At 75.9% G+C, this 25,735-nt stretch carries 19 protein-coding genes and 1 pseudogene; 4 read left to right on the top strand and 16 right to left on the bottom strand.

Annotated features, from left to right (window positions below):
* Positions 1–38: 38 nt before the first annotated feature.
* Positions 39–293 carry a TM2 domain-containing protein gene (locus tag AB0I11_RS29810; protein WP_082159542.1) on the top strand — a complete coding sequence of 85 codons (255 nt, stop codon included), beginning with the start codon at positions 39–41 and terminating at the stop codon, positions 291–293.
* A 65-nt stretch (positions 294–358) separates the two neighbouring features.
* Here the strand turns inward: AB0I11_RS29810 and AB0I11_RS29805 are convergent, their stop codons facing one another.
* The 9 genes from AB0I11_RS29805 to recN all read right to left on the bottom strand — a co-directional run bounded on the left by AB0I11_RS29805 (position 359) and on the right by recN (position 13,010).
* Complete coding sequence (locus tag AB0I11_RS29805) at positions 359–964, bottom strand: NUDIX hydrolase (protein ID WP_357328030.1); 606 nt, start codon at positions 962–964, stop codon at positions 359–361.
* On the bottom strand, positions 961–2,718 hold the full coding sequence (locus AB0I11_RS29800; RefSeq protein ID WP_357328027.1) for a CTP synthase: 1,758 nt from the start codon (positions 2,716–2,718) through the stop codon (positions 961–963). The genes AB0I11_RS29805 and AB0I11_RS29800 overlap by 4 nt, the downstream gene beginning before the upstream one ends.
* A 150-nt stretch (positions 2,719–2,868) precedes the next feature.
* Positions 2,869–5,235: a hypothetical protein gene (locus AB0I11_RS29795; protein WP_357328024.1), complete on the bottom strand. Its 2,367-nt coding sequence runs from the start codon at positions 5,233–5,235 to the stop codon at positions 2,869–2,871.
* On the bottom strand, positions 5,235–6,368 hold the full coding sequence (locus AB0I11_RS29790; protein ID WP_357328021.1) for a glycosyltransferase family 4 protein: 1,134 nt from the start codon (positions 6,366–6,368) through the stop codon (positions 5,235–5,237). The genes AB0I11_RS29795 and AB0I11_RS29790 overlap by 1 nt, the downstream gene beginning before the upstream one ends.
* The gene (locus AB0I11_RS29785) at positions 6,365–8,059 is read right to left on the bottom strand and encodes a lipid II flippase MurJ (RefSeq protein WP_357328018.1); all 1,695 of its coding nucleotides are present in this window, start codon (positions 8,057–8,059) and stop codon (positions 6,365–6,367) included. Before AB0I11_RS29785 ends, AB0I11_RS29790 begins: the two co-directional genes overlap by 4 nt.
* Position 8,060: 1 nt before the next feature.
* Positions 8,061–8,924: a hypothetical protein gene (locus AB0I11_RS29780; protein ID WP_357328015.1), complete on the bottom strand. Its 864-nt coding sequence runs from the start codon at positions 8,922–8,924 to the stop codon at positions 8,061–8,063.
* Between the two features lie 62 nt (positions 8,925–8,986).
* Complete coding sequence (locus AB0I11_RS29775) at positions 8,987–9,928, bottom strand: copper transporter (protein ID WP_357328012.1); 942 nt, start codon at positions 9,926–9,928, stop codon at positions 8,987–8,989.
* Positions 9,929–9,955: 27 nt separating this feature from the next.
* A complete protein-coding gene (gene steA, locus AB0I11_RS29770; protein WP_357328009.1) occupies positions 9,956–11,134 on the bottom strand; it encodes a putative cytokinetic ring protein SteA in 1,179 nt (392 codons plus the stop codon).
* Between the two features lie 118 nt (positions 11,135–11,252).
* The gene (gene recN, locus AB0I11_RS29765) at positions 11,253–13,010 is read right to left on the bottom strand and encodes a DNA repair protein RecN (RefSeq protein ID WP_357328006.1); all 1,758 of its coding nucleotides are present in this window, start codon (positions 13,008–13,010) and stop codon (positions 11,253–11,255) included.
* A gap of 93 nt (positions 13,011–13,103) precedes the next feature.
* On the opposite strand from recN, the gene AB0I11_RS29760 reads away from it, so the two are divergent.
* Entirely contained in the window at positions 13,104–14,087 is a 984-nt protein-coding gene (locus AB0I11_RS29760) for a TrmB family transcriptional regulator (protein WP_357328003.1), read from the top strand.
* A 172-nt stretch (positions 14,088–14,259) separates the two neighbouring features.
* Here the strand turns inward: AB0I11_RS29760 and AB0I11_RS29755 are convergent, their stop codons facing one another.
* From AB0I11_RS29755 to AB0I11_RS29735, 5 genes are all read right to left on the bottom strand, one after another.
* Positions 14,260–17,994: a S8 family serine peptidase gene (locus AB0I11_RS29755; RefSeq protein ID WP_357328000.1), complete on the bottom strand. Its 3,735-nt coding sequence runs from the start codon at positions 17,992–17,994 to the stop codon at positions 14,260–14,262.
* A gap of 700 nt (positions 17,995–18,694) precedes the next feature.
* A complete protein-coding gene (locus tag AB0I11_RS29750; protein WP_357327996.1) occupies positions 18,695–19,579 on the bottom strand; it encodes an NAD kinase in 885 nt (294 codons plus the stop codon).
* Positions 19,576–20,421, bottom strand: a complete 846-nt coding sequence (locus AB0I11_RS29745; RefSeq protein ID WP_357327993.1) for a TlyA family RNA methyltransferase — start codon at positions 20,419–20,421, stop codon at positions 19,576–19,578. The genes AB0I11_RS29750 and AB0I11_RS29745 overlap by 4 nt, the downstream gene beginning before the upstream one ends.
* Positions 20,422–20,444: 23 nt before the next feature.
* Positions 20,445–20,702, bottom strand: a complete 258-nt coding sequence (locus AB0I11_RS29740) for a hypothetical protein (protein WP_357327990.1) — start codon at positions 20,700–20,702, stop codon at positions 20,445–20,447.
* The gene (locus AB0I11_RS29735) at positions 20,699–21,379 is read right to left on the bottom strand and encodes a hypothetical protein (RefSeq protein ID WP_357327987.1); all 681 of its coding nucleotides are present in this window, start codon (positions 21,377–21,379) and stop codon (positions 20,699–20,701) included. Before AB0I11_RS29735 ends, AB0I11_RS29740 begins: the two co-directional genes overlap by 4 nt.
* A gap of 113 nt (positions 21,380–21,492) precedes the next feature.
* Here AB0I11_RS29735 and AB0I11_RS29730 point away from each other — a divergent pair, with 113 nt between their 5' ends.
* A complete protein-coding gene (locus tag AB0I11_RS29730) occupies positions 21,493–21,828 on the top strand; it encodes an SCP2 sterol-binding domain-containing protein (protein ID WP_357327984.1) in 336 nt (111 codons plus the stop codon).
* A gap of 14 nt (positions 21,829–21,842) precedes the next feature.
* Here AB0I11_RS29730 and AB0I11_RS29725 read toward each other — a convergent pair whose 3' ends face one another.
* Both AB0I11_RS29725 and AB0I11_RS29720 read right to left on the bottom strand, forming a co-directional pair.
* Positions 21,843–22,838, bottom strand: coding sequence for an HAD-IIA family hydrolase (locus AB0I11_RS29725; protein WP_357328057.1), 996 nt, complete (start codon positions 22,836–22,838; stop codon positions 21,843–21,845).
* A gap of 608 nt (positions 22,839–23,446) precedes the next feature.
* Positions 23,447–24,025 (bottom strand): annotated as a pseudogene (locus AB0I11_RS29720) (hypothetical protein); the annotation flags it as partial.
* Positions 24,026–24,082: 57 nt separating this feature from the next.
* On the opposite strand from AB0I11_RS29720, the gene AB0I11_RS29715 reads away from it, so the two are divergent.
* Positions 24,083–25,567, top strand: a complete 1,485-nt coding sequence (locus AB0I11_RS29715) for a hypothetical protein (protein ID WP_357327981.1) — start codon at positions 24,083–24,085, stop codon at positions 25,565–25,567.
* Positions 25,568–25,735 lie beyond the last annotated feature (168 nt).

The following is a 25,735-nucleotide window of genomic DNA, read 5'->3' as shown; positions in this document are numbered from 1 at the left end:
GCGGACAGGACGGCTGTCGATCACTAAGGTGTCCGCTCATGACCACTCCTCCTTACGCGCAGTACCCGCAGGGCGTCTCCGACAAGAGCAAGGTCGTCGCGGGCATCCTGCAGATCCTCCTGGGCGGTTTCGGTGTCGGCCGCTTCTACATGGGCGACACCAAGACCGGCGTGATCCAGCTCGTGGTGACCATCGTGACCTGCGGCCTCGGCGGCATCTGGGGTCTCATCGACGGCATCCTGATCCTGGTCAACGGTGGCGTCGACGGCCAGGGGCGCCCGCTGCGCGACTGAACGACGACACACGGAAGGGGCCGCGCGGTGTCCGCGCGGCCCCTTCGTCGTCCTTCCCCGATCTCTCAGCGGGGCAGCGGCGCCCCCGGGCGGCGCAGCTCGGCGAAGCCGGTCTCCCGGGCCCGGGCGGCGGCGAGCAGCCCGGCCACGCAGGAGGCGTTGGTGATCTCGCCGGCCAGCACCATCCGGACCGCCTCGTCCAGGTCGATCCGGACGATCTGCAGGTCGGCCTCCTCGTAGCGCCGCTCGTGCCGCTGGTCCGCGGGCACCTCGGCCAGGTCCCAGGCCAGGAAGACCCGGACCACCTCGTTGCTGAAGCCGGGCGAGCTGTGCAGGTCGACCAGCACGTCGACCCGGCCGGCGGTGAGGTCGGCCTCCTCGGCCAGCTCCCGTACCGCCGCAGTGGCCAGGTCCTCGCCGCTGACGTCCATCAGCCCGGCGGGCAGCTCCCACAGGTGCCGACCGACCGGGTGGCGGTACTGCCGGATCAGCACCACCTGACCGGCGTCGTCCAGCGCCACCACGGCCACCGCGCCCACATGGGCGACCCAGTCGCGGGCCGCGGTGCCGCCGCCGGGCATGGTGACGTCGTCGCTGACCACCGAGAAGATCCGGCCGGACCAGATCTCCCGATGCTCGGTCACCTCGTAGCGGTGCTCGACCGCGCTCACGCCGACCCCGCCTTCGCCGTGGCGGCGGTGCCGTTGCGGCTCGCCCGCTTCGCCGCCGGGGCGCCCGCCGTGCCGGCGTCCAGGTCGACCGGGAGCTGGTCGGCCTGGGAGTACGCGACGGCGGCCTTGACGAACCCGGCGAACAGCGGGTGCGGCCGGGTGGGCCGGCTCTTCAGCTCCGGGTGCGCCTGGGTGGCCACGAAGAACGGGTGCAGCTCGCGGTCCAGTTCGACGAACTCGACCAGCCGGCCGTCCGGCGAGGTGCCGGAGATGCGCAGGCCGGCCTTGGTGAGCTGGTCCCGGTAGGCGTTGTTCACCTCGTACCGGTGCCGGTGCCGCTCGCTGACCTCGGTGCTGCCGTACGCCTCGGCGACCAGCGAGCCGTCGGTCAGCGTCGCCGGGTACGCCCCGAGCCGCATGGTGCCGCCCAGGTCGCCCTTGCCGGCGACGATGTCCTCCTGGTCGGCCATGGTGGCGATGACCGGGTGCTTGGCGTCCTCGTCGAACTCCAGCGAGTTCGCCCCGTCCAGGCCGACCAGGTGGCGGGCCACCTCGATGGTCATGCACTGCAGGCCGAGGCAGAGGCCGAGCAGCGGGATGCCGTTCTCCCGGGCGTACCGGGCGGTGCCGATCTTGCCCTCGATGCCGCGCACGCCGAAGCCGCCCGGGATGACGATGCCGTCGACGCCGGCCAGGGCGGCCGCCGCGCCGGCCGGGGTGACGCAGTCGTCGCTGGGCACCCAGCGCAGCTGCACCCGGGCCCGGTGACCGAAGCCGGCGGCCCGGATCGCCTCGCTGACCGACAGGTACGCGTCGGGCAGGTCGACGTACTTGCCGACCAGCGCCACGGTCACCGTGTGGCGGGGCTGGTGGACCCGGTCCAGCAGGTCGTCCCAGCGGGCCCAGTCCACGTCCCGGAAGGAGACGCCCAGCCGGCGCACCACGTACGCGTCGAGGCCCTCACGGTGCAGCACCTTCGGGATGTCGTAGATGCTCGGCGCGTCCGGGGCGGCGGTGACCGCCTCCCGGTCCACGTCGCAGTAGAGGGAGAGCTTCTCCTTGACCTTGTCCGGGATCTCCCGGTCGCAGCGCAGCACCAGGGCGTCCGGCTGGATGCCGATGCTGCGTAGCTGGGCCACCGAGTGCTGGGTCGGCTTGGTCTTCAGCTCGCCCGACGGCGCCAGGTACGGCACCAGCGAGACGTGCAGGTAGAAGCAGTTGTCCCGGCCCAGGTCGTGGCGGACCTGGCGGATCGCCTCCAGGAACGGCAGCGACTCGATGTCGCCGACCGTGCCGCCGACCTCGGTGATCACGATGTCGGGCACCTGGCCGTCGGCGTCCGGCTCGCCCATGCCGAGGATCCGCGACTTGATCTCGTTGGTGATGTGCGGGATGACCTGGACGGTGTCGCCCAGGTACTCGCCGCGCCGCTCCTTGGCGATCACCGCCGAGTAGATCTGCCCGGTGGTGACGTTCGCCTTGCCGGAGAGGTCCCGGTCGAGGAAGCGCTCGTAGTGGCCGACGTCGAGGTCGGTCTCGGCGCCGTCCTCGGTCACGAAGACCTCGCCGTGCTGGAACGGGTTCATCGTCCCCGGGTCGACGTTGAGGTACGGGTCGAGCTTCTGCATCACCACGCGCAGCCCGCGGGCGGTGAGCAGATTGCCGAGGCTGGAGGCGGTGAGGCCCTTACCCAGCGAGGAGGCGACGCCCCCGGTGACGAAAATGTGCCTGGTCGTCCGTGCTGAAGGGGCCAAGGCCTGCTCCCGTGTCGTCCGTAGCGGTCGTGCGAACCGCCGTGCCGATCACCCAGGTGATCACGCGATCCACGGGATTCCACGGTAACACCTCCGCGGGCCCAGGCCGGTGCCGCACCCACCGTCGGGGCACGTGAAACCCGGTCCGGTTCAGGCGGTGGGCACCTCCGTCGATGCCGGGCGGGCCTGCGCCGGCACCCGGGGCGGGCGTCCGGCACCGGCGGCCTGCCGCCCGGCGGGGGCGGTGGGGCGGGCCGGGTCCGGGTCCCCGGGGTCGCCGTCCGGTCCGGTCGCGGCGTCCGGGCGGGCCGGGGCGCCCGGTTCGGCGTCCGGGGTCGCGCCGCCGCCCGGGTGGTCTCCCCCACCGCCGGGGCCACCGGCCGGGCCGGCCGGGCCCTCGTCCCAGGGCCGGCCGTTGCCGGGCAGGGTGCGGTCGGTGGAGTGGTCGAGCACCCGCAGGGCGGCCAGCGCGGCCATCGGCACCACCAGGGCGGCGGCCGCGCCGGCCACGTCCAGGGCCGAGCCGCCGAGCACCCCGCCGAGGCCGGCGGCCACGCCGGTGCCGGCCATGGCGGCCCGGATCGCCGGGTAGATGCCGAACAGCCGCATCAGCCCGCCCCAGGGCTGCAGCAGCGCGAACCAGACCAGCGCCGCGCCGGCCAGGGCGAGCAGGGTGAGCGGGCTGTTGACCAGGGTCTCCATGTTGGCGGTGCTGGCCCGGTGCACGGTCAGCCCGCCGGTGCCGTCGCCGAGGGCGGCCAGGAACCGGCCGACGCTGCCCCGCTCGGCCTCCGCGCGGCGCAGGTCGACCACGGCGAAGCCGATGGTGACCGCGAGGCCGGCCATGGTGGCCCAGGCCAGCCGGCTCACGGTCAACCAGCCGCCGGAGCAGATCGCGGCGGCGACGCTCACGCCGGCCGTCAGCGCGATCGCGCCGATCGAGTCCGCGCCCAGGTAGGGGCTGCCGACCACCACCACGGCACCGCCGGCCACGGCCACCATCACCATCGGCCGCCAGGCGCGGCGGACCCGCTGGGCCAACCAGCCGCCGGTGAGCAGCGCACCGGCGATGAACACGCCCAGCCCCACGGTGCCCAGCCCGGCGTACCGGCCGCCCTCCAGCGCGGAGTAGCCGACGACACCGTTGAGCTGAAGCCGGGAGCCGGTGACCACGTCCACGCCGACGACCAGGGTGGCCAGCCCGGCGACCGCGCCGAGCGGGCCGAGGGTGCTGCCGTGCCCGGGACTGAACCGGACCGCGGCGGTGCCGCCGACGGTCAGCAGAGCGGTCACCACGCCGAACCACCAGCCGGCGTGGTGGCCCCGCCACCAGGGCACCGCGTCGGCGAGCAGAGCGGCCGGCACGGCGAGCGCGGCGGCGATCAGCAGCAGCTCGACGGCGGCCACCACCCGGCGGGAGACCGGCTCGGGTCCGTGCGGGCCGGCGTGGCGGCGGGCCCGGCGCAGCAGCGGCAGCACCGCCACCGCGAGCGCGACCTGGGCGGCGGCGAGGAGGGTGAAGAACCAGCCGGCGACGCGCAGCTGCGCGCCCGCCTCGCGGTCGGCGTCAGCCGGCGCGTCGATCGCGGCCCGCAGGTCGGCCGGGCGGCCGCCGACGGAGACCGCGGGGCGGCCGACGAAGAGCCGCTCGGGCATCGGGCGGCCCAGCGTGGCCAGGGCGGTGGGGGCCAGGTCGACCAGTTGCAGGTAGCCCTCCCGGGCGGTGCTCGGCGAGGTCAGCCAGCCGCGTTCCCAGCCCGGGCCGTCGGCGACCGCGACGTGCAGCCGGGACGCGGCGTCGGTGTCGGAGACGCCGGCGACCAGCACCAGCGAGCGCGGTGGCCGGGCGGCCAGCACCCGGGCGAGCTGGGCGTCGGCCTGCCGGGCCTGGGCGGCCCGGACCGCCGGGGCGTCAGCGTCGACGGTGCCCAGGTCGACGATGCTGAGCACGCACGAGCCGAGCAGCCCGGCCGGGTCGGCGGGGAGGACCGGCGCGTACCGGTCGACCCGGCCGAACGGTCGGGCGGCGGCCACCGCCGCGCCCGGCCCGACCGCCACCGAGCAGCGCACGGACTCGGACAGCGCCCCAGGGGTGGTGCCCCAGGAGAGCCGGTCCTGGTTGTAGGCGACCACGCTCTCCTGGTCGGGCAGGTTGGCGCCGATCCCGTCGGGCTGCTCGACGGTCACCCCGGCGGCCGGGCAGCCGCCGACCCGGCGGGTGCCGTTCCAGGCGGCGTAGTTGCCCGCGCCGAGGGTGAGCCAGCCGTCGACGGGGCAGGTGGGGCGGTGCGCGGAGCGGGTGGACAGCGAGCCGATCGAGCCCGCCTCGGCCATCCGCCACAGCGTCGGGGTGGTCTGCGGGTCCACGTCGTCCCAGCGCAGCCCGGCCACCCCGGCCAGCACGACGAAGTCGGCGCTGCGGGCGGGGGCGCCGCTGTCCGGCCGGGCGGCCAGCGCGGTGACGCCGAGCGCCACCACGACCAGGGTCAGCAGGACCGGGGTCAGTCTGCGCAGCATCACCGGCGCTCCGTGGACGGCTCGGGCGCCAGCTCGGCGTAGAGGGCGGCCAGCGCGGCCACCGTGTCGGCCTCGGTCGGCCAGGCCGCGGCCCGGTCGGTGGCCCGGCGGGCCAGTTCGGCCCGGCGCGTCCCGTCGTCGAGCAGGTCGCGCACCGCCGCGTCGACCGCGTCGACGTCGCCGGCGGGCACCAGCACCGCGGCGTCGCCGACCAGCTCGGGCAGCCCGCCCACGGCCGTCGCCACCAGGGGTACCCCGGCGCGCAGCGCCTCCTGGGCGAAGAGCTGCCGGGCCTCCCAGTCGCTGGTGACCACGGCCAGGTCCGCCCCGGCGAGCAGGTCGGCCACGTCGGTGCGGTGCCCGAGCAGGGTCACCGGGGCCCGGGCCGCGGAGATCCGGGCGGCCAGTTGGAGGTACGCGGGGCCGCTGCCGGCGATCACCACGGCCGGCGCCGGCTGCCGGGTACGCCACCGGGCGGCGGCGTCGATCAGCACGTCGTACCGCTTCTGGGGATGCAGCCGGCCCACCGAGAGGATCAGCGGGCGGTCGGCGGCGACCCCGAACTCGGCGCGGACGGCGGCCCGGCGGCGGCGCGGCGCGGGTAGCGCCGGCGCGGCGACCGGGGCGAGCCGGGCGTCGGCGGCGCCCAGCGCGGCGGCCCGCTGCACCAGGTCGGCGGAGGCGCCCAGCGCGACCCGGACGTTGCGGGCGACGATCCGCTCGACGAGCCGGGACAGCCCACCTCGCAGACCGCCGGCCAGCACGGCGTTGTGCCAGGTCACCACCAGCGGCGCGGCCGGCCGGGCGAGCACGGCCACCAGGCCGGCCCGCAGCCCGTGCGCGTGCACCACGTCCACCGGGGTGTCGGCGAGGGCCCGGCGCAGCGCGGTGACCGCCCGCGCGTCGGCCGGGGTGGGGCTGGCCGGGATCTCCACCGGCGTGAACCGCGCGCCGACCCCGGTGAAGTCGAACTGGTCCTGGGCGGCGGCCGGGCCGCAGACCAGCACGGACGCGCCCGCCTCGGCCAGTCCACGGGCCACCGAGCGGACGTGCTGGCCGACCCCGCCGGTGCTGGAGGCGAGCACCAGGGCCACCGAGCCGGGCCAGTGCAGTGCCGACGAGGCGTCCGTCATGAGGAAATGATCTCCTTCCCGTCGCCCTGTCCCGAGCCGCGCCCCTCCTCCGGCGTGTCGCCGGGCCCGCCCGGGGGGCGTCGCCGCCGCAGCCGGCGGCCCACCGCGGCCAGCAGCGGCTGCACGTCGCGCCGGTCGGTCGACCAGGCGACGGCGAGGAACAGGGCGCCCACCACGACCCCGGACAGCATGCCCTGTAGCAGCGCCTCGACTGTCGTCGGGGTGCCGTCGCCGAGGCCGGCGAGCCAGTGGGAGGTGACCGCACCGGCCGCGCCGGCGACGGCCGCGGCGAGCAGCCCGGCCGCACCGGACCGGCCGACACCGGCCAGGGCGGCCCGCCCGGCGGAGCGCAGCACGGCGGCGATCAGCAGCCCGCCGAGCACCAGCATGCCGCCGGAGGTGGCCAGCGCCATCGCCGGCACCCGGTCGGTGACGGGCAGGGCGGGACCGAGCAGGACGGCCAGGGCCGGCACGGTCAGCCAGCCCACCGCGGTGGCGGCGGTGGCCGCCCGGGCCTCGCCGCGGGCGTAGAGCGCCCGGGTGAGCACCGCGAAGAGCCCGTAGCCGACCAGTCCGGGGGCGAAGCCGGCGATCCCGGCCGCCGCGGTGCGCGCCGCGTCACCGGCGAAGAACAGGTGCCCGACCGGGATCGCCGTGCCGGCCAGCGCCGCGGCGCCGAGCAGGCTGAACAGCACCACCCCGCGTACCGCCGGGGCGAGGGTGCGCCGGTAGGTCCGCTCGTCGCCGGCCGCCCGCGCCGCCGCGAGCGTCGGGTACGCGGCCACCGCGAGCGGCACGGCCAGCACCGACCAGGGCAGGAAGTAGATCGTCTGGGCGATGTTGTAGATGCCCGGGTTGGCCGTCGACCCGTAGGAGACCTGGTTGAGCACCACCATCAGGGCGATCTGCTGGGCGCCGACGGTGACCAGCCCGGCCACGGCCAGCCCGCCGACCCGGGCCCGGGCGTCGGCGGGGAACCGGAAGCCCGGCCGCAGCGGCAGCCGCAGCGCCCGCAGCGGGATCAGCAGCGACAACGAGAGCACCACGACACCGAGGGTGGTGCCGCCGGCAAGCAGCAGCTCGCCGCCCCCGCTCACCTGGCCGACCGTGGCCAGCCGCCCCTCCGCGGCGGTGAAGCCGAGGTAGACGGCGATGACGGTGACGCTGGACAGCAGCGGGGCGAGCACCGGCCAGGCGAACCGCCGGTGCGCCTGCAGCACCCCGGTCAGCACGATGCCGACGCCGTAGAGCGGCAGCTGGGGGGCGAACAGCCGCAGCATCCGCGCCCCGGCCTGCTGCTGGGCCTCGCCGAGGCCGGAACCCTGCAGGGCGACCAGCGGGTCGGCCAGCAGCGCGACCAGCACGGCCAGCGGCACCAGCAGGGCGAGCACCCAGGTGAGCAGGGCGCCGGTGGTGGCGGCCACCGCGCGCCGGTCGCCCGCCTCGGCGGCGCCGGCCAGCAGCGGCACCACCAGGCTGGCCAGCGCGCCACCGGCGACGATCTCGAAGATGAAGTTGGGCAGATTGTTCGCCACCACGTACGCGCCGCCCAGGTCGCTGGGGGCGAGCGTCCAGGTGAAGACGGCGGTCCGGCCGAAGCCGGCGAGCCGGCTGGCCACGGTGAGGACGGCGATGAGGGCGGCCGCTCCGGCCAGCCGGCCGGCGCCGGCGAGGGGTGCCGGTTTCGTCACGTCAGTCGGCGAGCCGGCCCAGTTGGTCGAGTTCGCGCAGCCCCGGGGTCCGCTGGATCACCTGGGTGAAGCTGACCTTCTCGCTGGCGGCGGTGAGCGCGGCGAGCACCGCGAGCACGCCGGCCCGGCCGGCCGGGCCGGTCCGCGCGGCCAGGCTCACCCCGAGCAGCGCGCCGAGGGCGTTGGCGCCGCTGTCGCCGAGCATCACCCGCTCGTCGAGGTCCTCGCGGACCAGCGCGGCGGCGGCACCGACCGCGCCGGCCGCGATGCCGCCGGACGGGCCGGTCGACAGCGGCGCGCCGAGCAGCATGCCGGACTTCAGCGCCCGGCCGGGCCGCAGGTCGAGCAGGTTGAGCAGGTTGGCGGTGCCGGCCACCACGCCGGCGCCGAGGAGCACGTCCAGGCCGCGGCCGAGGGTGCCGGCGCGCTGCCGGCGAGGGTGCGCGGCGACCCGCGGGTCGGCGGCGAGCAGCGCGGCCGCGCCGAGACCGGCCAGGCCGACCCCGGCGATCTTGACCAGCCCGGCGGTGACCCGTCCCTCGCGCAGCGCGGCGAGGTGCCCGGCGAAACCCTTGGCGGCCTTCTGTTCGGGGCGCGCGCCGACGATGTCGTCGTAGAGGCCGACGCTGCCGGCGCCCACGCCGGCGAGCAGGGCGGCCGCCCCGGCCGGGGCGCTGCCCGCGCCGAGCGCGCCCGCGGTGGCCGCGCCGACGGCCAGCGCGGGCCCGGCGGCCAGGGTGACGGTGCGGCCGCGGAAGTTGGTGCGCTCCAGGGCCGGCGCGCCCGGCGAGTTGCGTACCTCCCGCAGCACGTAGCGGGCGGCGACCACGCCCGCCCCGACGGCCAGCAGCCGACCCAGTCCCACGCGACCCCTCCGATTCGGATACCCAGCGCGATGTACGGCAGACCGGACAGCCGGCCGGCCGCTCACTGGGGCAGTTTAGGCAGCAGCCCCTGGACGTTGTCACCGACGCCGTACTGGCCGGCCTTCTTCTCGGTCAGCTGCTGCACCAGGGCCAGCGTGGTGACGAGCTGGCCCTGCACGGTGTTGGCGTTGTCGACGGTCGAGATGGTCTGGGCGAGCACCGGGTCGCCGCGGACCACGGCGACCACGTTGCCGCCGGCCGAGCCCATGCCGCCGACCACGATCGCGCCGGTCCGGTCGAACTGCTCGGCGATCTTCACCACCGACTCGTCCTTCTTCGCCGAGTCCTTGTCCACGTACGGCTGCCCGGTGACCAGCACGACCGCCTCGGCGGGACCGGAGATCTTGTCCGCCGGGCTCAGGTAGCCGGCGGTCGCGTACGCCTGGACCGCCGCCCGGCGGTCGGCGTCGGTGACCGGCGGGCTGCCGGCCGGCCGGTCCAGCAGGACGTTGGCGAGCAGGGCGCTGGAGGTCTCCACGCCGTGGCTGTTGCTGGGCAGGCCGGCGGTGGGGACGCTGTTCGGGCGGGCGGCGGTGACCGCCAGCTCCAGCAGGTTGTTGTTGCTGTCCGGGTTGATGAACTTGTCCTGCACGTCGATCCGGTCGGTGACGTTGGCGCTGGCCAGCTCGAGCATCTTCACCACGCCGTCGGTGTGGTCCCGGCCGCTGGGCAGGCTCAGCACCAGCACCCGCCGGCCGGTCAGCTTGCCGGGGAGCAGGACCTGGGCGATCTCCGCCGCGAAGTCCTCCTCCATGTCCAGTTCCTTTTGCAGGCTGTTGACCGACTGGCGCATCTGCGAGTTGTCCTTGCGCAGCGCGTTGACGTTCTCCTTGAGCGAGTCGGCGACCGGCCCGTTGAGGGCGGCCGTGCCGACGACCAGGCCGATCGCCAGCGCCAGGAAGACCGCGGTCAGGGACACCACGTGGTATCGAAAGTTGATCACGCTTGCAGCCTCTTGATCGGTCGTGAGCTAGAAGAGCTGGCCGAGCTGGAACACGAAATTGTCCCACCATTCGGAGACCACGCCCAAATACGCCTTCCCGACGGTGGAGACCGCCACCGCGGAGGCCATCGCGGCCAGCGCCGAGAGGACCAGCAGCAGCAGCGAGGAGCCGGAGATGCTCTGCCGGTAGAGCCGGCTCACCCCCTTGGCGTCGACCAGCTTGCCGCCCACCTTCAACCGGGTCAGGAACGTCGAGGCCATGCCGCCCCGGCCCTTGTCCAGGAACTCCACCAGCGTGGCGTGGGTGCCGACGGCCACCAGCAGCGAGGCGCCCTTCTCGTCGGCCAGCAGCATGGCCAGGTCCTCGCTGGTCGCCGCGGCCGGGAAGGTGATCGCCGGCACCCCCAGGCCCTCGACCCGGGCCAGACCGGGCGCCCGGCCGTCCGGGTAGGCGTGCACGATCACCTCGGCGCCGCAGCGCAGCACGTCGTCGGTGACCGAGTCCATGTCCCCGATGATCATGTCGGGTGTGTAGCCCGCCTCGACCAGGGCGTCCGCGCCGCCGTCCACGCCGATCAGCACCGGCTTGAACTCGCGGATGTACGGGCGCAGCACGTCCAGGTCGGCCTTGTAGTCGTAGCCCCGGACCACGATCAGGCAGTGCCGGCCCTGGACCTCGGTCTGGATCTCGGGCACCCCGACGCCGTCGAGCAGCAGGTCCCGCTCCTGCTTGAGGTAGTCCATGGTGTTGGCGGCGAACGCCTCCAACTGCACCGACAGACCCTCCCGGGCGTCGGCCATCGACTTCGCCACCGTCTCGGCGTCCTGCAGGGCGCCGTGGGCGACCGGCTCGTCGCCGACGAAGACCGTGTTGCCCTCGATCCGGACCAGGTCGCCCTCGCGGATCTGCTCGAAGACGCTCTCGCCCAGGTCGTCCAGGAGCGGGATGCCGGCGGCGATCAGCACCTCGGGCCCGAGGTTCGGGTACCGCCCGGAGACCGACGGCTTGGCGTTGAGCACGGCGGCGACGCCGACGGCGACCAGCGAGTCGGCGGCCACCCGGTCCACGTCGACGTGGTCGATGACCGCGATGTCGCCGGGCCTCAGCCGGCCGACCAGCCGTTTCGTCCGGCGGTCGAGGCGCGCGGTGCCGATGACCGAGCCCGGCTCCGCGGTCCGGTTCCGGCGCAACGTGGGTAGACGCATCGTGACCATCCTGGCATGTGAGGCAGGTTTTGCTGTCGCGACATGCCTGAGCAGGGCCGCCTACCCAGGGAAGCACACCGGAGCGCATGCCGGTGTGCTTGCGGTCACAAACCCCGGGTCACGGACGCCTTTCCTTGGCCGCCACGGCCAGGAGTTCCTCGGCGTGGGCGATACCCAGATCCGAATCCGGCAAACCCGCCAGCATCCGGGCCAGCTCCCGGGCCCGCTCGGTGTCCTCCACCACCCGCACCCCGCTGGTGGTGACCGCTCCCCCGGTGTCCTTCGCCACCACCAGGTGCCGGTCGGCGAACGCGGCCACCTGCGGCAGGTGGGTCACCACGAGCACCTGGTGGCTGCGGGCCAGCCGGGCCAGCCGCCGGCCGATCTCCACCGCCGCCTGCCCGCCGACGCCCGCGTCGACCTCGTCGAAGACCAGGGTCGGCGGCCCGCCCGAGCCGGCGAAGACCACCTCGATGGCGAGCATCACCCGGGACAGCTCACCGCCTGACGCCCCCCGCTGCAGCGGCAGCGCGGGCGCGCCCGGGTGGGCCAGCAGCCGCAGCTCCACCTCGTCGGCGCCGTCCGGGCCGACGCCGGCCTCGACGCCGTTGACCGGCAGGCTCGGCTCGGCCCGCCCGGCCGGCCGGGGCAGCACCGCCACCTCGATCCGGGCGTGCGGCATGGCCAACCCGGCCAGCTCCACGGTGACCTGCTCGGCGAAGCGGACCGCCGCCTCCTGTCGCGAGGTGGAGACCCGGCCGGCCAGCTCCGCCACCTCCGCGGCCAGCCGCGCCGCCTCCTTGTCCAGCTCGTCGAGGAGGTCGTCGGAGGTGTCCAGGTCGGACAGCCGGTTGCGGGCCCGCTCGGCCCAGGCGATCACCCCGTCGACGTCGTCGGCGTACTTGCGGGTCAGCCCGCGCAGCGCGGCCCGCCGCTCGTAGAGGGCCTGCAGCCGGGCCGGGTCGGCGTCCAGCCCGGCCAGGTACGCCGACAGCTCGGCGGAGACGTCGCCGACCAGGGTGGCCGCCTCCTCCAGCCGCAGCGCCAGCTCACCCAGGGCCGGATCGGTGCCCGCCTGCCCCTCCAGGGTGCGCCGGGCGGTGCCGAGCAGGCTGGTCGCGTCCGGGGTGTCGTCGGCCGCCTCCAGCCCGCCGGCCACGCACTGCTGGGCCACCTGGGCCGCGGTGCGCAGCCCTTCGGCGTGCTCCAGCCGCTGCGCCTCCGCCTTCAACTCGTCGTCCTCGCCCGGCTGCGGGTCGACCCGGGTGATCTCGTCCAGGCCGAGGCGGAGCAGGTCCGCCTCCTGGTTGCGTTCCCGGGCGTTGCGGCGCCGGTCGGCCAGGTCGTCCACCACCGCCCGCCACCGGGTGTACGACTCGCGCAGCGCGTCGAGCAGCTTCTCGTGCTCCGGGCCGGCGAACCGGTCGAGCGAGGCGCGCTGCTCGGCCGGGCGCAGCAGGCGCAGCTGGTCGGACTGGCCGTGCACGGCCACCACCTGCTCGCCGACCTCACCCAGCATCGACACCGGCATGCTGCGGCCGCCCAGGTGCGCCCGGGACCGGCCCTCCACGGTGACCGTCCGGCTCAGCAGCAGCGAGCCGTCCTCATCGGGCTCGCCACCGGCGTCGGTGACCCGGGCGTGCACCGCCTCGGCGATCCGGCCGGCCAGCCGCAGCCGCCCCTCCACCACCGCGCGACCCGGTTGCGCCCGCACCCGCCCGGCGTCGGCCCGGCCTCCGAAGAGCAGCCCGAGGCCGGTCACCACCATGGTCTTGCCGGCACCGGTCTCGCCGGTGATGACGTTCATCCCGCCGGTCAACGGGAGCGTGGTGTCCTCGATGACGCCCAGTCCGGTGATGCGCAGCTCCTCCAGCACAGCACCCGACAGTAGACGCGCCCTGCGACAGTTGGCCAGCCGGCACGGTGCGGGCTGTGGACACCGACCGGCGGCGTCGTACAGTTCTGCCCCGTGCTGGACGTGATCGGCCTGACCCCGGGCGAGGAGGAGCTCTACCGCTGCCTGGTGCAGCTCACCACCGCGCGGGTCGACGAGCTGGCCGAGCGGCTGGGCCGCCCGCCCGTGGAGATCCTCGCCCAGCTCGACGCCCTGCGCGCCAAGGGGCTGGTGCCGCCGCCCGGGCCGGATCCCGAGGCGCCGCTGCGGCCGCTGGCGCCCGACGGGCCGCTCGGCGAGGCGCTGCTGCGCCGCCAGGCGGCGCTGGAGGCGGCCCGCGCGGCGGTCACCCAGCTCACCGAGGAGTACCGGGCCGGCGCGCGGCGGCACGACGCCGGCCACCTGGTGGAGGTGGTCACCGGGGCGCGGGCGCTCCGCGACCGCCTGCGCGACCTGCAGAACGGCGCCCGCCACGAGGTGCTGTGGTTCTGCCGGGCCAACCCGCTGGCCATGCCCGGGCAGGACAACCTCGAGGAGTTCGACGCGCTGGCCCGCGGGGTCCGCTACCGCGCCATCTACGAGCGCGAGATGCTCCTGGAGCCGGACGCGCTGGAGGACGTCGAGCGGGGCGTACGCGCCGGCGAGCAGGCCCGGGTCCACGACCGGCTGCCCGTCCGGCTGGCGGTCGTCGACGGCCGGACGGCCATCTGCCCGCTGGTCCCCGAGCGGGGCGGCGGGGAACCCACCGCCGCGGTGATCGGCCGCAGCCAACTCCTCGACGCCCTGGTCGCCCTCTTCGAGAGCTACTGGCGGATAGCCACGCCGCTGAGCCCGGCCGCCCCGCCGGCGGGCCGGGACGCGGACGGCTACCGGCCCGACGCCGAGGAGGTCCGGCTGCTGTCGCTCTTCGTGGCCGGCGTGCCGGACAAGTCCATCGCCTCCCAGCTCGGGGTGAGCCGGCGCACCGTGCAGCGCCGGCTGGCCGAGCTGATGGCGGTCGCCGGCGTGGACACCCGCCCGGGACTCGCCTTCCAGGCGGCCCGCCGGGGCTGGCTCTGACCCACCCTTGCCCCGGACCGGAAGCCGCGCGGCGGCCCCGGACGGCGGGTGGCCGGCGCCGCGGGCAGCGGGTCGCGCCGGCGCCGCCCGGGGCGCCCGCCACCCGAAGGCGGGCACCCCGGACGGACCTCCGAGGACGTCCGCACGGGAGAGGCCCCGTGCGGAGGTCGGCTCAGCGCAGGCCGTACGCGTCGAGCACGGTCTGGTCGACGGTGTTGCCGGCCCGGTCGGCGGCGTGCACGCGCAGCGACACCGTGCCCCGCCCGGCCGGCACCAGGGCGGTGAACCGGGCGCCCGAGCCGGTCACCCGCACCGCCCGCCAGTGCTGCCCGTGGTCGAACGACACGTCGACCCGGACGCCGACGCCGGTGAGCGTCGACCCACCGGCCGGCTGGCGCAGCCGCAGCCCCACCTGGTGCGGGTGGCCGCCGGCCAGCTGGCCGCGCAGGTCCGCCGGGACCTGGTAGTCCACCTGGAGCAGCGGCAGCGGCCGGGCGGCGTCCCCGTCCGGGCGGGCCGAGGTGAACTGCCAGGCCGTCTCGGTACGCGTGGCCCACCGCCACTCGTCCGAGGAACGCTCGGTGGTCAGGTCCAGCCGGTAGCGGGCCGCACCGGGCGTGGTCACCACGAGCGGCCAACCGGCGGAGAGGTCGGCGATCTGCTGCCCGTCCCGGCTCAGCCGGGCCCGCACCGAGTCCTGCTCCTCGCCGTACCCGGCCGATCGGTAGTGGCCGTCCGCGTCGACGAACTCGGCCACCCGCAGGTCCAGCGTGTCACCGGCCCGGGTGGGCACCGGCGCGCCGCCGGCCGGTACGGCCGGCCGGACCACCGGGGCGTGCCAGGTCTCGGTGAGCCGGTCGTCGGCCGCGTACCGCCGGGGCTGCTGGGTGAGCCCGCCGAGCAGCTGCCCCCAGGACCAGGTGAGCCGGTGCAGCACCCGCTGCTGCCACCAGGAGTCCCCGGCGCTGACGAACTCCTGCCGGGTGGTGCCGGTACGCACCATCCGCTGGTCGTCGTTCCAGGAGTACTCCTGCCACGGGCGCCAGCCGAACCGCTGCTCGCTGGCCCAGTCCAGCCCGCCGGCGTCGGCGTAGCGGGCGGTCACCTCGGCGGTGTTGTCCGCGGTCACCCGGTGCACGATCCGCTCCGGGACCCGCCCCTTCGACACCTGCCACACGTCGTACAGGTAGGGGCTGTCGACGGTCAGCGTCAGGTCCAGCCGGGCCCCGCCGGCCTTCGCCGCGCGGATCATCGACTGCCCGTCGTCGTACGCGACCACCAGCGACGGGATCGGCAGCCGGTCCCCGTCGGGCCGCCACACCGTCCACGCGCTGCGGTCCGCCGGGCGCACGATGAGCACCACGGCGGCGCCGGCCGCCGCGGCGTCGGCGATCTGGTCCTCCTCGGCCCGGTCGTAGCTGCCGGCGACCAGCGCCGCCGCACCGCGGACCCCGGCGCGGGCCAGCTCGGCGGCGGTGCCGTCGCCCGCCCAGACCAGCGGCAGCTTCCGCCGGCCGGTCGGGGCCGGCGACAGGCCCAACAGGTTGACGTCCGGGGCCGCGGCGACGGTGCTGACCCGGGCGTCCACCATGGGCGCGACGAGCTGCCAGCGGGAGGCGAACTCGAATTCGCCGTCCCGTACCGGCCGGGTCGGCGTGACGTTCAGCTGCTGGACCGTGCTGAACGCCATGATGCCGTGGTCGATCTGCCGGCCGTTGCCGAAGACCCGGTGCTCGTAGCAGCTGAGCACCGCCCGCTGCTCGGTCGGCTTCGGCGTCTCGATCCGTACCGGGGTGCCCTTGCGCGGGTCGAGCACCACGGTGAGGTCGCGGTCCACCATCAGCTCGGGGTCGGTGACCAGGGTGAGCTGCTCGTCCAGCGGGGCACCGTGCTCGATCAGGCCCTCGACCAGGTACGGGCCCTCCTCGACCTGCACCTGCCACTGCATGCCGATGAAGAAGATCGAGCCGAGGCGGTCGGACTCCGGGTGCTCGCCGAAGAGCGTCACGACCGGCGCCAGGCCCTCCTTGCCCTGCATGTCCAGCGCCTCGAAGGTGACCAGGTGCAGCGGGCCGCTGCGGGTCAACCCGACGGCGGTACGCACCGCGACGCCGTCCGCGCCGGTGGCCACCAGCCAGCCGCCGTACACGCCGCGGTCCAGCTTCGCCGGGTCGGCGTGCAGCACGACGGGGACGCTGCTCCCCGCCGGCACGGTCACCTCGGTGGCGTCCAGCGACACCCCGTCCGGCTCGGCCGCGCCGCTGTCCACGTTGCGCAGCTCCAGCCCCAGCCGCAGGGTCTGCGGGGACGAGGTGCCGTTGGTGTACGTGACGGTCCGGTCGGTGCCGGTGGCGCCGGTGTCCAGCCGGCCGAAGTCGGCGGTGGCCGACCCGTACACCCGCTGGCCCAGCGCCCGGGCCACGTCCACCCGGCCGCCGCCCTGCTCGAAGACGGTCCGGGCGGGGTTCGTCTTCGCGGTGCTGACCAGCGCGTCCTTGAGCTTGCCGGCGGTCCAGTCCGGGTGTTCCTGGGCGAGGATCGCGGCCGCTCCGGCGACGTGCGGGGTCGCCATCGACGTCCCCGACGCCCGGGTGTACGCGTCGTCCACCGGCGTACCCATGGTGGTGCCGGCGGCGCGGGCGGCGACGATGCCGACGCCCGGCGCGGTGATCTCCGGCTTCACGCCGTTGTCGCCCAGGCGCGGGCCCCGGCTGGAGAAGTCGGCCAGGTTGTCGTCGCGGTCCACCGCCCCGACGGTGAGCGCGGCGGCGGCCGCGCCCGGGCTGCCGACGGTGGCCGCGCCGCCCTCGTTGCCGGCGGCGATCACGAAGAGGGTGCCGGTCTCGGCGGTGAGGTCGTCGACCGCCTGGCTCATCGGGTCGGTGCCGTCGGTGGCGGGGCCGCCGAGGCTCATGCTGACCACCTTCGCGCCGGAGTGGGCGGCCCACTCCATGCCCGCGATGATCTGCGAGTCGTAGCCGCTGCCGCCGTCGTCGAGCACCTTGCCGATCAGCAGCCTGGCGCCGGGGGCGACGCCCTTGCGCAGCCCGCCGGAGGCGGCGCCGCCGCCGGCGATCGTGGCGGCCACGTGGGTGCCGTGGCCGTGCCCGTCCCGGGCGCTGCCGCCGCCGGTGAAGTCCTGCGACCCGGCGATCCGGCCGGCCAGGTCGGGGTGGCCGGCGTCGGCGCCGGTGTCGAGCACCGCGACCCGGACGCCGCTGCCGTCCCGACCGGCCGCCCAGGCCGCCGGGGCGCCGATCTGCGGCACGCTGTGTTCCAGGTCCGCGTGGACCCGCCCGTCCAGCCAGACCCGGGCGATGCCGGCGCCGAGTCGAGGCGCGCCGGCGGCGGCGCGGGCCTCCGGCGCGCCGCGCAGCGTCGTCCACAGCTCACCGAGGTCGCCCTTGCCGACCCGCAGCGCCGCGCCGTTGATGCTCGCCAGCGGCCGGGCGGCGGTGGCGCCGGCGAGCGACCGGACCCGGCCGGCGGCCGGTTCCCGGTAGCGCACGATCAGCGGCAGCGCGGCCTGCGTGGCGTCGCCGTAGCCCTCGGCGGCCAACTCCTCCACATCGAACAGGTTGGCGTCGAGCACGCCGGCGGAGACGTACGGCACGACGTCGCTGGGCAGCACCCGCATCCGGCCGTCGGCCTGCACCGTGTGGAAGGTGATCCGCTCCCGGCCGGGACCGGGGTGGACGGTGGCGGCGACCCGGCCCGGCGCGGCCTGGACCAGATCGACCTGATCGCCGGTGATCAGGGTGATCCGGGCGGGCGCAGTGCCCGGGGCGGCGGCGGCCGGGGTCGGGCCGGTGGGGCGGGCGGGCGGGGCGGCGGACGCCGGTGCGGCGAGTCCGACGACCAGCGCGCCGACCGCGCCGGCGGTCAGCCAGCGTGGGGGCCAGTGCATGCGATGCGCTCCTCTGCTCCAGGTTCGACCGTGGGGAGGTCGACCGATCGGAGTCTGCGACGGAGATCATCGACGGTCACTAGCCGCGGGCCGCCGCATCGGCGACATGTCGCCAGGTGGACACGGGCGGGCCGGGAGGCCGCCACGGGGCGTCCGGCCGGTTGCCGGGCGCGACGAGCGGGACGGTCGATGTCGGGGTGCCGGACGAGTCACTCGCCGGTCGGCCGCTGAGCCGCCGCTTCCTCCGACGTCGGCTCACCGGGCCGAGCACCCGGGGCGGGGTCGAAACCCGCACCGGGTCCGGCCGTCCGGTCCGCCCGCCGCGGCCGGTCACGACTCGTCCAGCACCCCGACCGTCGCGGTCCCGACCACCCCCTGGCCAGGGCCACGACCGCCGGACCGCGCGTCCGGGCGGACACGGGCCTCACCGCGCCCCGCCCGGACTCCACCTCAACGCAGCCCGTACGCTCCGACGGCCGTCGACCGACGGCGCTGCCGGCCCCGGCGGCGGGCGCCGTCGGCAGGGCCGCCCGGGCGGTGCCGGGAGCCCGCGCCGGCACGTCGCCGTCGAGGGAGGCTCCTACCGTAACCCGACCGGCGCGCCACCCGGGTACTCCGAATCGCCGACGCCGGGCGGGTTCCGGCGCCGCGGCGGGCTCGCGTCGTCACCCGGCCGACCGGCCACCCGCTGAGCGGCGGATCAGCGACGGCTGCCGCGCCAGCCCTGCACGGGCAGGTCGAACTTGGCGACCAGCCGGTCGGTGAACGGCCGCGCCTTGAGCCGGACGATGCGCACCGGCAGGGTGCCCCGGCGCACCGTGACCCGCGCCCCGGGCGGCAGGTCGTAGACCCGGCGGCCGTCGCAGCAGAGCACCGCCAGGGTGGTGAACGGATCCACGGTGATCACGAAGGTGGACGTCGGCGCGGTCACCAGCGGGCGGCTGAACAGCGCGTGCGCGCTGATCGGCACCAGCAGCAACGCCTCCACCTCGGGCCAGACCACCGGCCCGCCGCCGGAGAACGCGTACGCCGTGGAACCGGTCGGGGTCGCGCAGACCACGCCGTCGCAGCCGTACCGGGACAGCGGGCGACCGTCCACGTCGACGAGCAGTTCCAGCATCTGGGCCCGCTCGCCCTTCTCGACGCTGATCTCGTTGAGCGCCCACGACTCGATGGTCGGGCCGCCCTCGAACTCGGCGGTCACGTCGAGGGTGAGCCGCTCGTCGACCGTGTAGTTGCGCCCGACCACGTCGCGTACCGCGCTGTCCAGGTCGTCGATCTCGGCCTCGGCCAGGAAGCCCACCTTGCCCAGGTTGATGCCGAGCAGGGGCGCCTTCGCCGGCCGGGCCAGCTCGGCGGCGCGCAGGAAGGTGCCGTCCCCGCCCAGCGCGAAGACGATCTCGGCGCCCTCGGCGGCCTCCGGCCCGGTCACCGGCACCACGCCGGGCAGGTCCAGGTCGTCGGCCTCCTCGGCCACCACCCGTACCTCGAAACCGGCGGCAATGAGGTCGGCGGCCACCGCGCGGGCGTGCTCGGTGCTGCGTCGACGGCCCGTGTGCGTCACCAGCAGCGCGGTTCGGCTCACCCGGACACCTCCTCGGTCGTGGGCTCCGACGGGAATCCCTGCGGGCCCGCGGCCACCACGGCGCCGACCCGCTCCGGGTCCGCGGGGGGCGCGTCCCGGCGTAACCATACGAAGAACTCGACGTTGCCGCTCGGCCCGGGCAGCGGACTGGCCGCGACGTCGGCCAGGCCCAGCCCGAGCTGCGCGGCCGCGGCGGCCACGTCGAGCACCGCCTCGGCGCGCAGCTGCGGATCCCGGACCACGCCGCCCGCGCCGACCCGCTCCCTGCCGACCTCGAACTGCGGCTTGACCATCAGCGCCAGGTCACCGTCGGGGCGGGTGCAGCCGGCCAGCGCCGGCAGCACGATCCGCAGCGAGATGAACGACAGGTCGGCGACGGTGAGGTCCACCGGGCCGCCGATGGCCTCCGGCGTGAGGGTACGCACGTTGGTGCGCTCGAAGACGTGCACCCGGTCGTCGGTGCGCAGCGACCAGGCGAGCTGCCCGTAGCCGACGTCGACGGCGACGACCTCGGCGGCGTCGGCGCGCAGCAGCACGTCGGTGAAGCCGCCGGTGGACGCGCCGGCGTCCAGGCAGCGCCGGCCGGCGACGGCCAGCCCGCCAGGAGCGAACGCGGCGAGCGCGCCGGCCAGCTTGTGCCCGCCCCGGGAGACGTACTCCGTGCCGGGGTCCTCGCCGGTGACCAGCAGCGGGTCGGCCGGGTCGACCATCGCGGCGGGTTTGCGCGCCGGCACCCCGCGCAGCTGGACCCGGCCGGCCGCCACCAGCGCGGCGGCCTGCTCCCGGGAGCGGGCCAGGCCGCGGCGGACGAGTTCGGCATCCAGCCGGGTACGACGTGCCATGGGTGGTTCTGCTCCGCCTCTGCTCAGGCCTGGTCGATGCTGGCCAGGGTCTCGCGCAGCGTCTCGTACGCCGCCTCGTACTGGGCGATCTGGTCCGCCGGGGAGAGCGCCTCGGCGTTGATCATGGCTTGCACGGCGGCGTCGACCGCCGGGTGCCGACCCTCGCCGATCTCCTCGGCCGGCGCGGGCCGCACCCCGGGGGGCGGGCCGGGCCGGGCACCGCCGGGCGGCGGACCCGGGCGCGGGCCGGGCGCCGGACCCGGACGGTACGGCGCGGTCACGACTCGTCACCACCGGTCGGCTTGCGGCCGGTGGCCTTCCTGGCCGGGCGGACCGGCGCCGCCGGCGACTCCTCCGCCGGGGTACGCACGACCGTGGCGGCCGGCTTCCGCGCGATCGCCTTCTTCGCCACGGCCTTCTTCGCCACCGCCTTGGTCGGCGCCGGCACGGGGGGCGCGGACACCGGCGCCGCGCCGGCCGGCGCGTGCTTCTCGGCGCTGCTCCGCCCCTCGGCGCTGCTCCGCCCCTCGGCGCTGCTCCGCCCCTCGGCGCTGGTCGGCTCCTCGGCCACCTCGCCGGATCCGGCCGTCTCGGCGGCCGGTGGCAGTCCGGCGGACGGGGCGGCCGGACCTGCGGGGGCGGCCGGCGCGCCACCGGTCTTCGCCTCGCGCAACTGCCGTTCCAGCTCGTGCACCCGGCGGGTCAGCTCGGCGACCTCGTCGGCGGTGGCCAGGCCGACCGCCCCCAACGCCCGGTCGACCTCGAAGCGGACCAGCTTGGTCAGCGCCTCCCGGTTGGAAAGGCTCGTGGAGACCAGTTCCTCCGCGAGCGACTGGAGCTGGGCGGCGGTCGCGCCGCCCTGCCCGACGACGCGCCGCACGGCGTCCTGGGCCTTCTTCCGGGGCGCCTCCGTCAGGCCCATGGCCAGCTCGAGGTAGGCGCGCCACGCGTCCTGCATGCCTGAGTCCCTTCCGCGGGGCGGGGTGTGCAGGTGTCACGCTACCGGGCGCCTGGGACGCCCCATTGCGGTACGGTGCCGGGGAACGGCGTGGCGCGTGATGAGGAGACGATGTGGCCAGCGTGGACGAGTGCCGGCAGGCGTTGCAGGATCTGGCCGCCCGGCTGGACCGGCACGCCGAGACGCAGGGCCGCATCGACCTGGATCGCACCCTGGCCTGCCGGATCACCGACCTGGACACCGCGTTCCACGGCCGGCTCGAGGGCGGGCGCCTGGTCGACCTCACCGACGGCGACGACCCGAAGGCCAAGATCGCGCTCAGCACCGGCAGCGACGACCTGGTGGCGCTGGTGCACGGCCGGCTCGACGTGACCCAGGCGGTCGCCTCGCGGCGGGTCTCCATCAAGGCCAACCCGTTCGACCTGTTGAAGCTCCGCAAACTGCTCTGACCGGCTGCGCCCGGTCAGTCGGCCAGGCCGAGCACGGCGAGGGCCTCCCCCGCCGCCGGAGAGGCCGCCCGGACCCGGGCACCGGCATCCGCCGACCAGGCCACCGCGCAGAGCGCCGCGAGGGCGTCCAGCGGGCGCCCGCCGCCGTCGAGGAGCAGGCCGTCGCCGGTCGTCGTGACCGACCACCCACCGGCGTCCGCGGCACCCGGCACCCGGACCACCGCCGCCGGGTCGAAGAGCCCCGCCAGGTCCAGCGAGGCGTACGTCGGCCGGCGCCCGGCGGGGGCGGCCAGCAGCTCGGGTACGTCGCTGACCCCGGTGAGCACCAGCAGGCAGTCCAGCCCGGCCCGGACCGCGCCCTCGATGTCGGTGTCCAGCCGGTCACCGACCACCAGGGTGCGCCCCGACCCGGCCCGGCGGGCCGCCGTGGTGAACAACGCCGGTTCGGGCTTGCCCACCACCACGTCCGGGTCCCGGCCCAGCGCGGTGCGCAGCACCGCCACCAGCGAGCCGTTGCCCGGCAGCGGGCCACGCGGGCTGGGCAGGGTCCGGTCGGTGTTGGTCGCGTACCAGGGGGCACCGGCCCGGACCGCCAGCGACGCCTCGGCCAACTCGGCCCAGCCGACCTCCGGTCCGTAGCCCTGGGCGACGGCCGCCGGCGCCTCGTCGACCGTGGCGACCGGGCGCAGCCCGACCGCACGCACCTCCGCCCGCAGCGCCTCCGCCCCGACCACCAGCACCGCCGAGCCGGCGGGCAGCCGGTCGCGCAGCAGCTCCGCGGTCGCCGCGGCGGAGGTCAGCACCTCCTCCGGCCGGGCCGCCACGCCCATGCCGGTGAGCAGGTCGGCCACCTCGCTGGAGCGGCGCGAGGCGTTGTTCGTCGCGTACGCGACCGCCCGGCCCTCCGCGTGCAGCCGGCCGACCGCCTCCACGGCGCCGGGGATCGGCCGGTCGATCAGGTAGATCACGCCGTCCAGGTCGAACACGACCAGGGCGTACCCGTCGACCAACCGTCCGCCCGTCCCGCTCCGGCCGCGCTCCCCGCGGTCCGGATCGGGACCGGCCTCCCCGGCGCTCCCGGTCACCGGCGCTCCGCCTCCGGCGTCTCGCCGCCCTCGTCCGCGCCCTGGCGACCGTCCCCGGTGGCGTCCACGGCGGCGGCGTTGGTGTCCGCGGCCAGCGAGCGGGCCTGTGCCTCCGTCAGCTCGTCGTCGCCGAGGTCCGCGGCGTTCCGGTCCCGGTACCCGGCCGCCTCGGCGCCCGGGACCGCGTCGCCGCCGGCGGCGATGGCGTCGGTGGTGTCGGCGTTCAGCCGGGCGTCCCCGTCGAGGTCGTCGTCCTCGCGGTCGTCGCCCTCGTCGTCCCGGTCGTCGTCGCCGTCCAGGTCGTCGTCCTCGTCGTCGTCGTCCTCGTCGTCGTCCTCGTCGTCGAGGTCGTCGTCCTCGTCGTCGCGGTCGTCGTCGTCCTCGTCGTCGAGGTCGTCGTCCTCGTCGTCGCGGTCGTCGTCGTCCTCGTCGTCGAGGTCGTCGTCGTCCTCGTCGAGGTCGTCCTCGTCGTCGTCGCGGTCGTCCTCGTCGTGACGGTCGTCGTCCTCGTCGGCGTCGCCGGTCAGGGACGCGTCCGGGCGGGCCGGCACGGCTCCCGGCGTACCGGGTCCGGCGGCCAGTTCCTCGGCCTCCTCGTCGTCGCCCTCGATGACCACACCGTCGAGCTCCAGCAGCCGCTCGGCGGCGTCCGTCTCACCCTCGGAGTCCATGTCGGCGGCCCGCGAGAACCACTCCCGCGCCTCCTCGCGCCGCCCCACGGCGAGCAGCGCGTCCGCGTACGCGTACCGCAGCCGCGCCGCCCAGGGCTCCGACGAGTCGCTGGTCAGCTCGCGAACCTGGAGCATCGCCACGGCGGCGTCCTTCTGCCCGAGGTCGCCTCGCGCACCGGCCGCCACGATGAGCAGCTCGATGGCGACCGCCTGGTCGAGCTTCTCCCGGTCCGCGCCGCGGAACAGGTCGATGGCCCGCTCGGGGCGGCCCAGCGCCCGCTCGCAGTCGGCCAGCACCGCCAGGTGGCTCTGCAGCCCGGTCATCCGGTGGTAGGTGCGCAGCTCGGCGATGGTCGTCTGCCACTCCCCGGCGTGGTACGCGGCCAGCCCGACCGCCTCCCGCACCGCCGCGATCCGCGACGCGAGCCGGCGGGCCGCCATCGCGTGCGCCAGCGCCTCGGCCGGGTCCTCGTCGATCAGCAGGCCGGTCGCGACCAGGTGCCGGGCGACGGTCTCCGCCACCGGCTTGGCCAGCGAGAGCAGCTCCGCCCGTACCGTCGAGTCGAGGTCGGTCGCGACCACGTCGTCCGGCAGCGTCGGCTCCGCCACGCGCTCGCCCGAACGCCCGTCGATCTGCTCGTCCCGCCGCTCGCGCTGCGGGCCGTAGCCGCCGCCCGGCCGCCGGTCCTCGCGCTGCGGCCGGTCGCCGAAGCCCTGGCGCTCGCCGCCCCGGAAGCCGCCCTCGCGCCGGTCGCCACCGCGGAAACCACCCTCGCGGTCACCGCCACGGAAGCCCTCGCGACGGTCTCCACCGGAACCCTCACGGCGCTCGCCGCCCCGGAAGCCGCCCTCACGACGGTCACCACCGCGGAAGCCACCCTCACGGTCGCCACCACGGAAACCGCCCTCACGACGGTCACCGCCCCGGAAGCCACCCTCACGGTCACCGCCACGGAAACCGCCCTCACGACGGTCACCGCCCCGGAAGCCACCCTCACGGTCGCCACCACGGAAACCGCCCTCACGACGGTCACCACCGCGGAAGCCACCCTCACGGTCACCGCCACGGAAACCGCCCTCACGACGGTCACCGCCCCGGAAACCACCCTCGCGGTCACCGCCACGGAAACCTTCGCGGCGCTCACCGCCGGAACCACCCTCACGGCGCTCGCCACCGCGGAAGCCACCCTCGCGACGCTCGCCACCGCGGAAGCCACCCTCACGGTCGCCACCGCGGAAGCCACCCTCACGGCGGTCACCACCGCGGAAGCCACCCTCGCGACGCTCACCACCGCGGAAGCCGCCCTCGCGACGCTCACCACCGCGGAAGCCACCCTCACGGTCGCCACCACGGAAACCGCCCTCACGGCGGTCACCACCGCGGAAACCACCCTCACGGTCACCGCCACGGAAACCACCCTCACGACGGTCACCACCGCGGAAACCACCCTCGCGACGGTCGCCACCACGGAAGCCACCCTCACGGTCACCGCCGCGGAAACCACCCGCACGGTCGCCACCGCGGAAGCCGCCCTCACGGTCGCCACCGCGGAAGCCGCCCTCACGGCGGTCGGTGCCGGAGCCGGCCTCCCGGCGCTCGCCACCACGGAAACCGCCCTCGCGACGGTCGCCACCACGGAAACCACCCTCGCGGTCGCCGCCGCGGAAGCCGCCCTCACGGCGGTCGGTGCCGGAGCCGGCCTCCCGGCGCTCGCCACCACGGAAACCGCCCTCACGACGGTCGCCACCACGGAAGCCACCTTCGCGACGCTCACCGCCACGGAAACCGCCCTCACGGCGCTCACCGCTGCGGAAGCCGCCCTCACGGCGCTCGCCGGAGCCGCCCCGCGAGCCGCCGCTCGGGCGGTCGTCGCGGCTGCCCCGGTACGACGGACGATCGTCACGGCGGGCGTCGTCGCGCCCCGGCCGGCGGTCGGCGCGGTCCTCGTCGCGGCGGGGGCGATCTCCGCCCTGCGGTCCTGAACTCACGGGTACATCCTTCCTCATTGCGTCCGGTCCGGACGCTAACGCAGTCGAGGGCCGACCCTACTGGGGCGGCCCTCGACTGAAAGATTGTCCGGCGGTGTCCTACTCTCCCACACCCTCCCGAGTGCAGTACCATCGGCGCTGGAGGGCTTAGCTTCCGGGTTC

The sequence above is a fragment of the Micromonospora sp. NPDC050495 genome (genome assembly GCF_040655175.1).
Classification (GTDB): domain Bacteria; phylum Actinomycetota; class Actinomycetes; order Mycobacteriales; family Micromonosporaceae; genus Micromonospora.
This window is presented reverse-complemented; position numbering and strand designations above follow the sequence as displayed.

Excerpts from the sequence above, each read along its gene's own strand:
- AB0I11_RS29810 (WP_082159542.1), top strand. The coding sequence starts at position 39 with ATGACCACTCCTCCTTACGCGCAGTACCCGCAGGGCGTCTCCGACAAG.
- AB0I11_RS29795 (WP_357328024.1), bottom strand. The coding sequence starts at position 5,235 with ATGCTGCGCAGACTGACCCCGGTCCTGCTGACCCTGGTCGTGGTGGCG.
- AB0I11_RS29790 (WP_357328021.1), bottom strand. The coding sequence starts at position 6,368 with ATGACGGACGCCTCGTCGGCACTGCACTGGCCCGGCTCGGTGGCCCTG.
- steA (WP_357328009.1), bottom strand. The coding sequence starts at position 11,134 with ATGCGTCTACCCACGTTGCGCCGGAACCGGACCGCGGAGCCGGGCTCG.
- AB0I11_RS29755 (WP_357328000.1), bottom strand. The coding sequence starts at position 17,994 with ATGCACTGGCCCCCACGCTGGCTGACCGCCGGCGCGGTCGGCGCGCTG.
- AB0I11_RS29745 (WP_357327993.1), bottom strand. The coding sequence starts at position 20,421 with ATGGCACGTCGTACCCGGCTGGATGCCGAACTCGTCCGCCGCGGCCTG.
- AB0I11_RS29735 (WP_357327987.1), bottom strand. The coding sequence starts at position 21,379 with ATGCAGGACGCGTGGCGCGCCTACCTCGAGCTGGCCATGGGCCTGACG.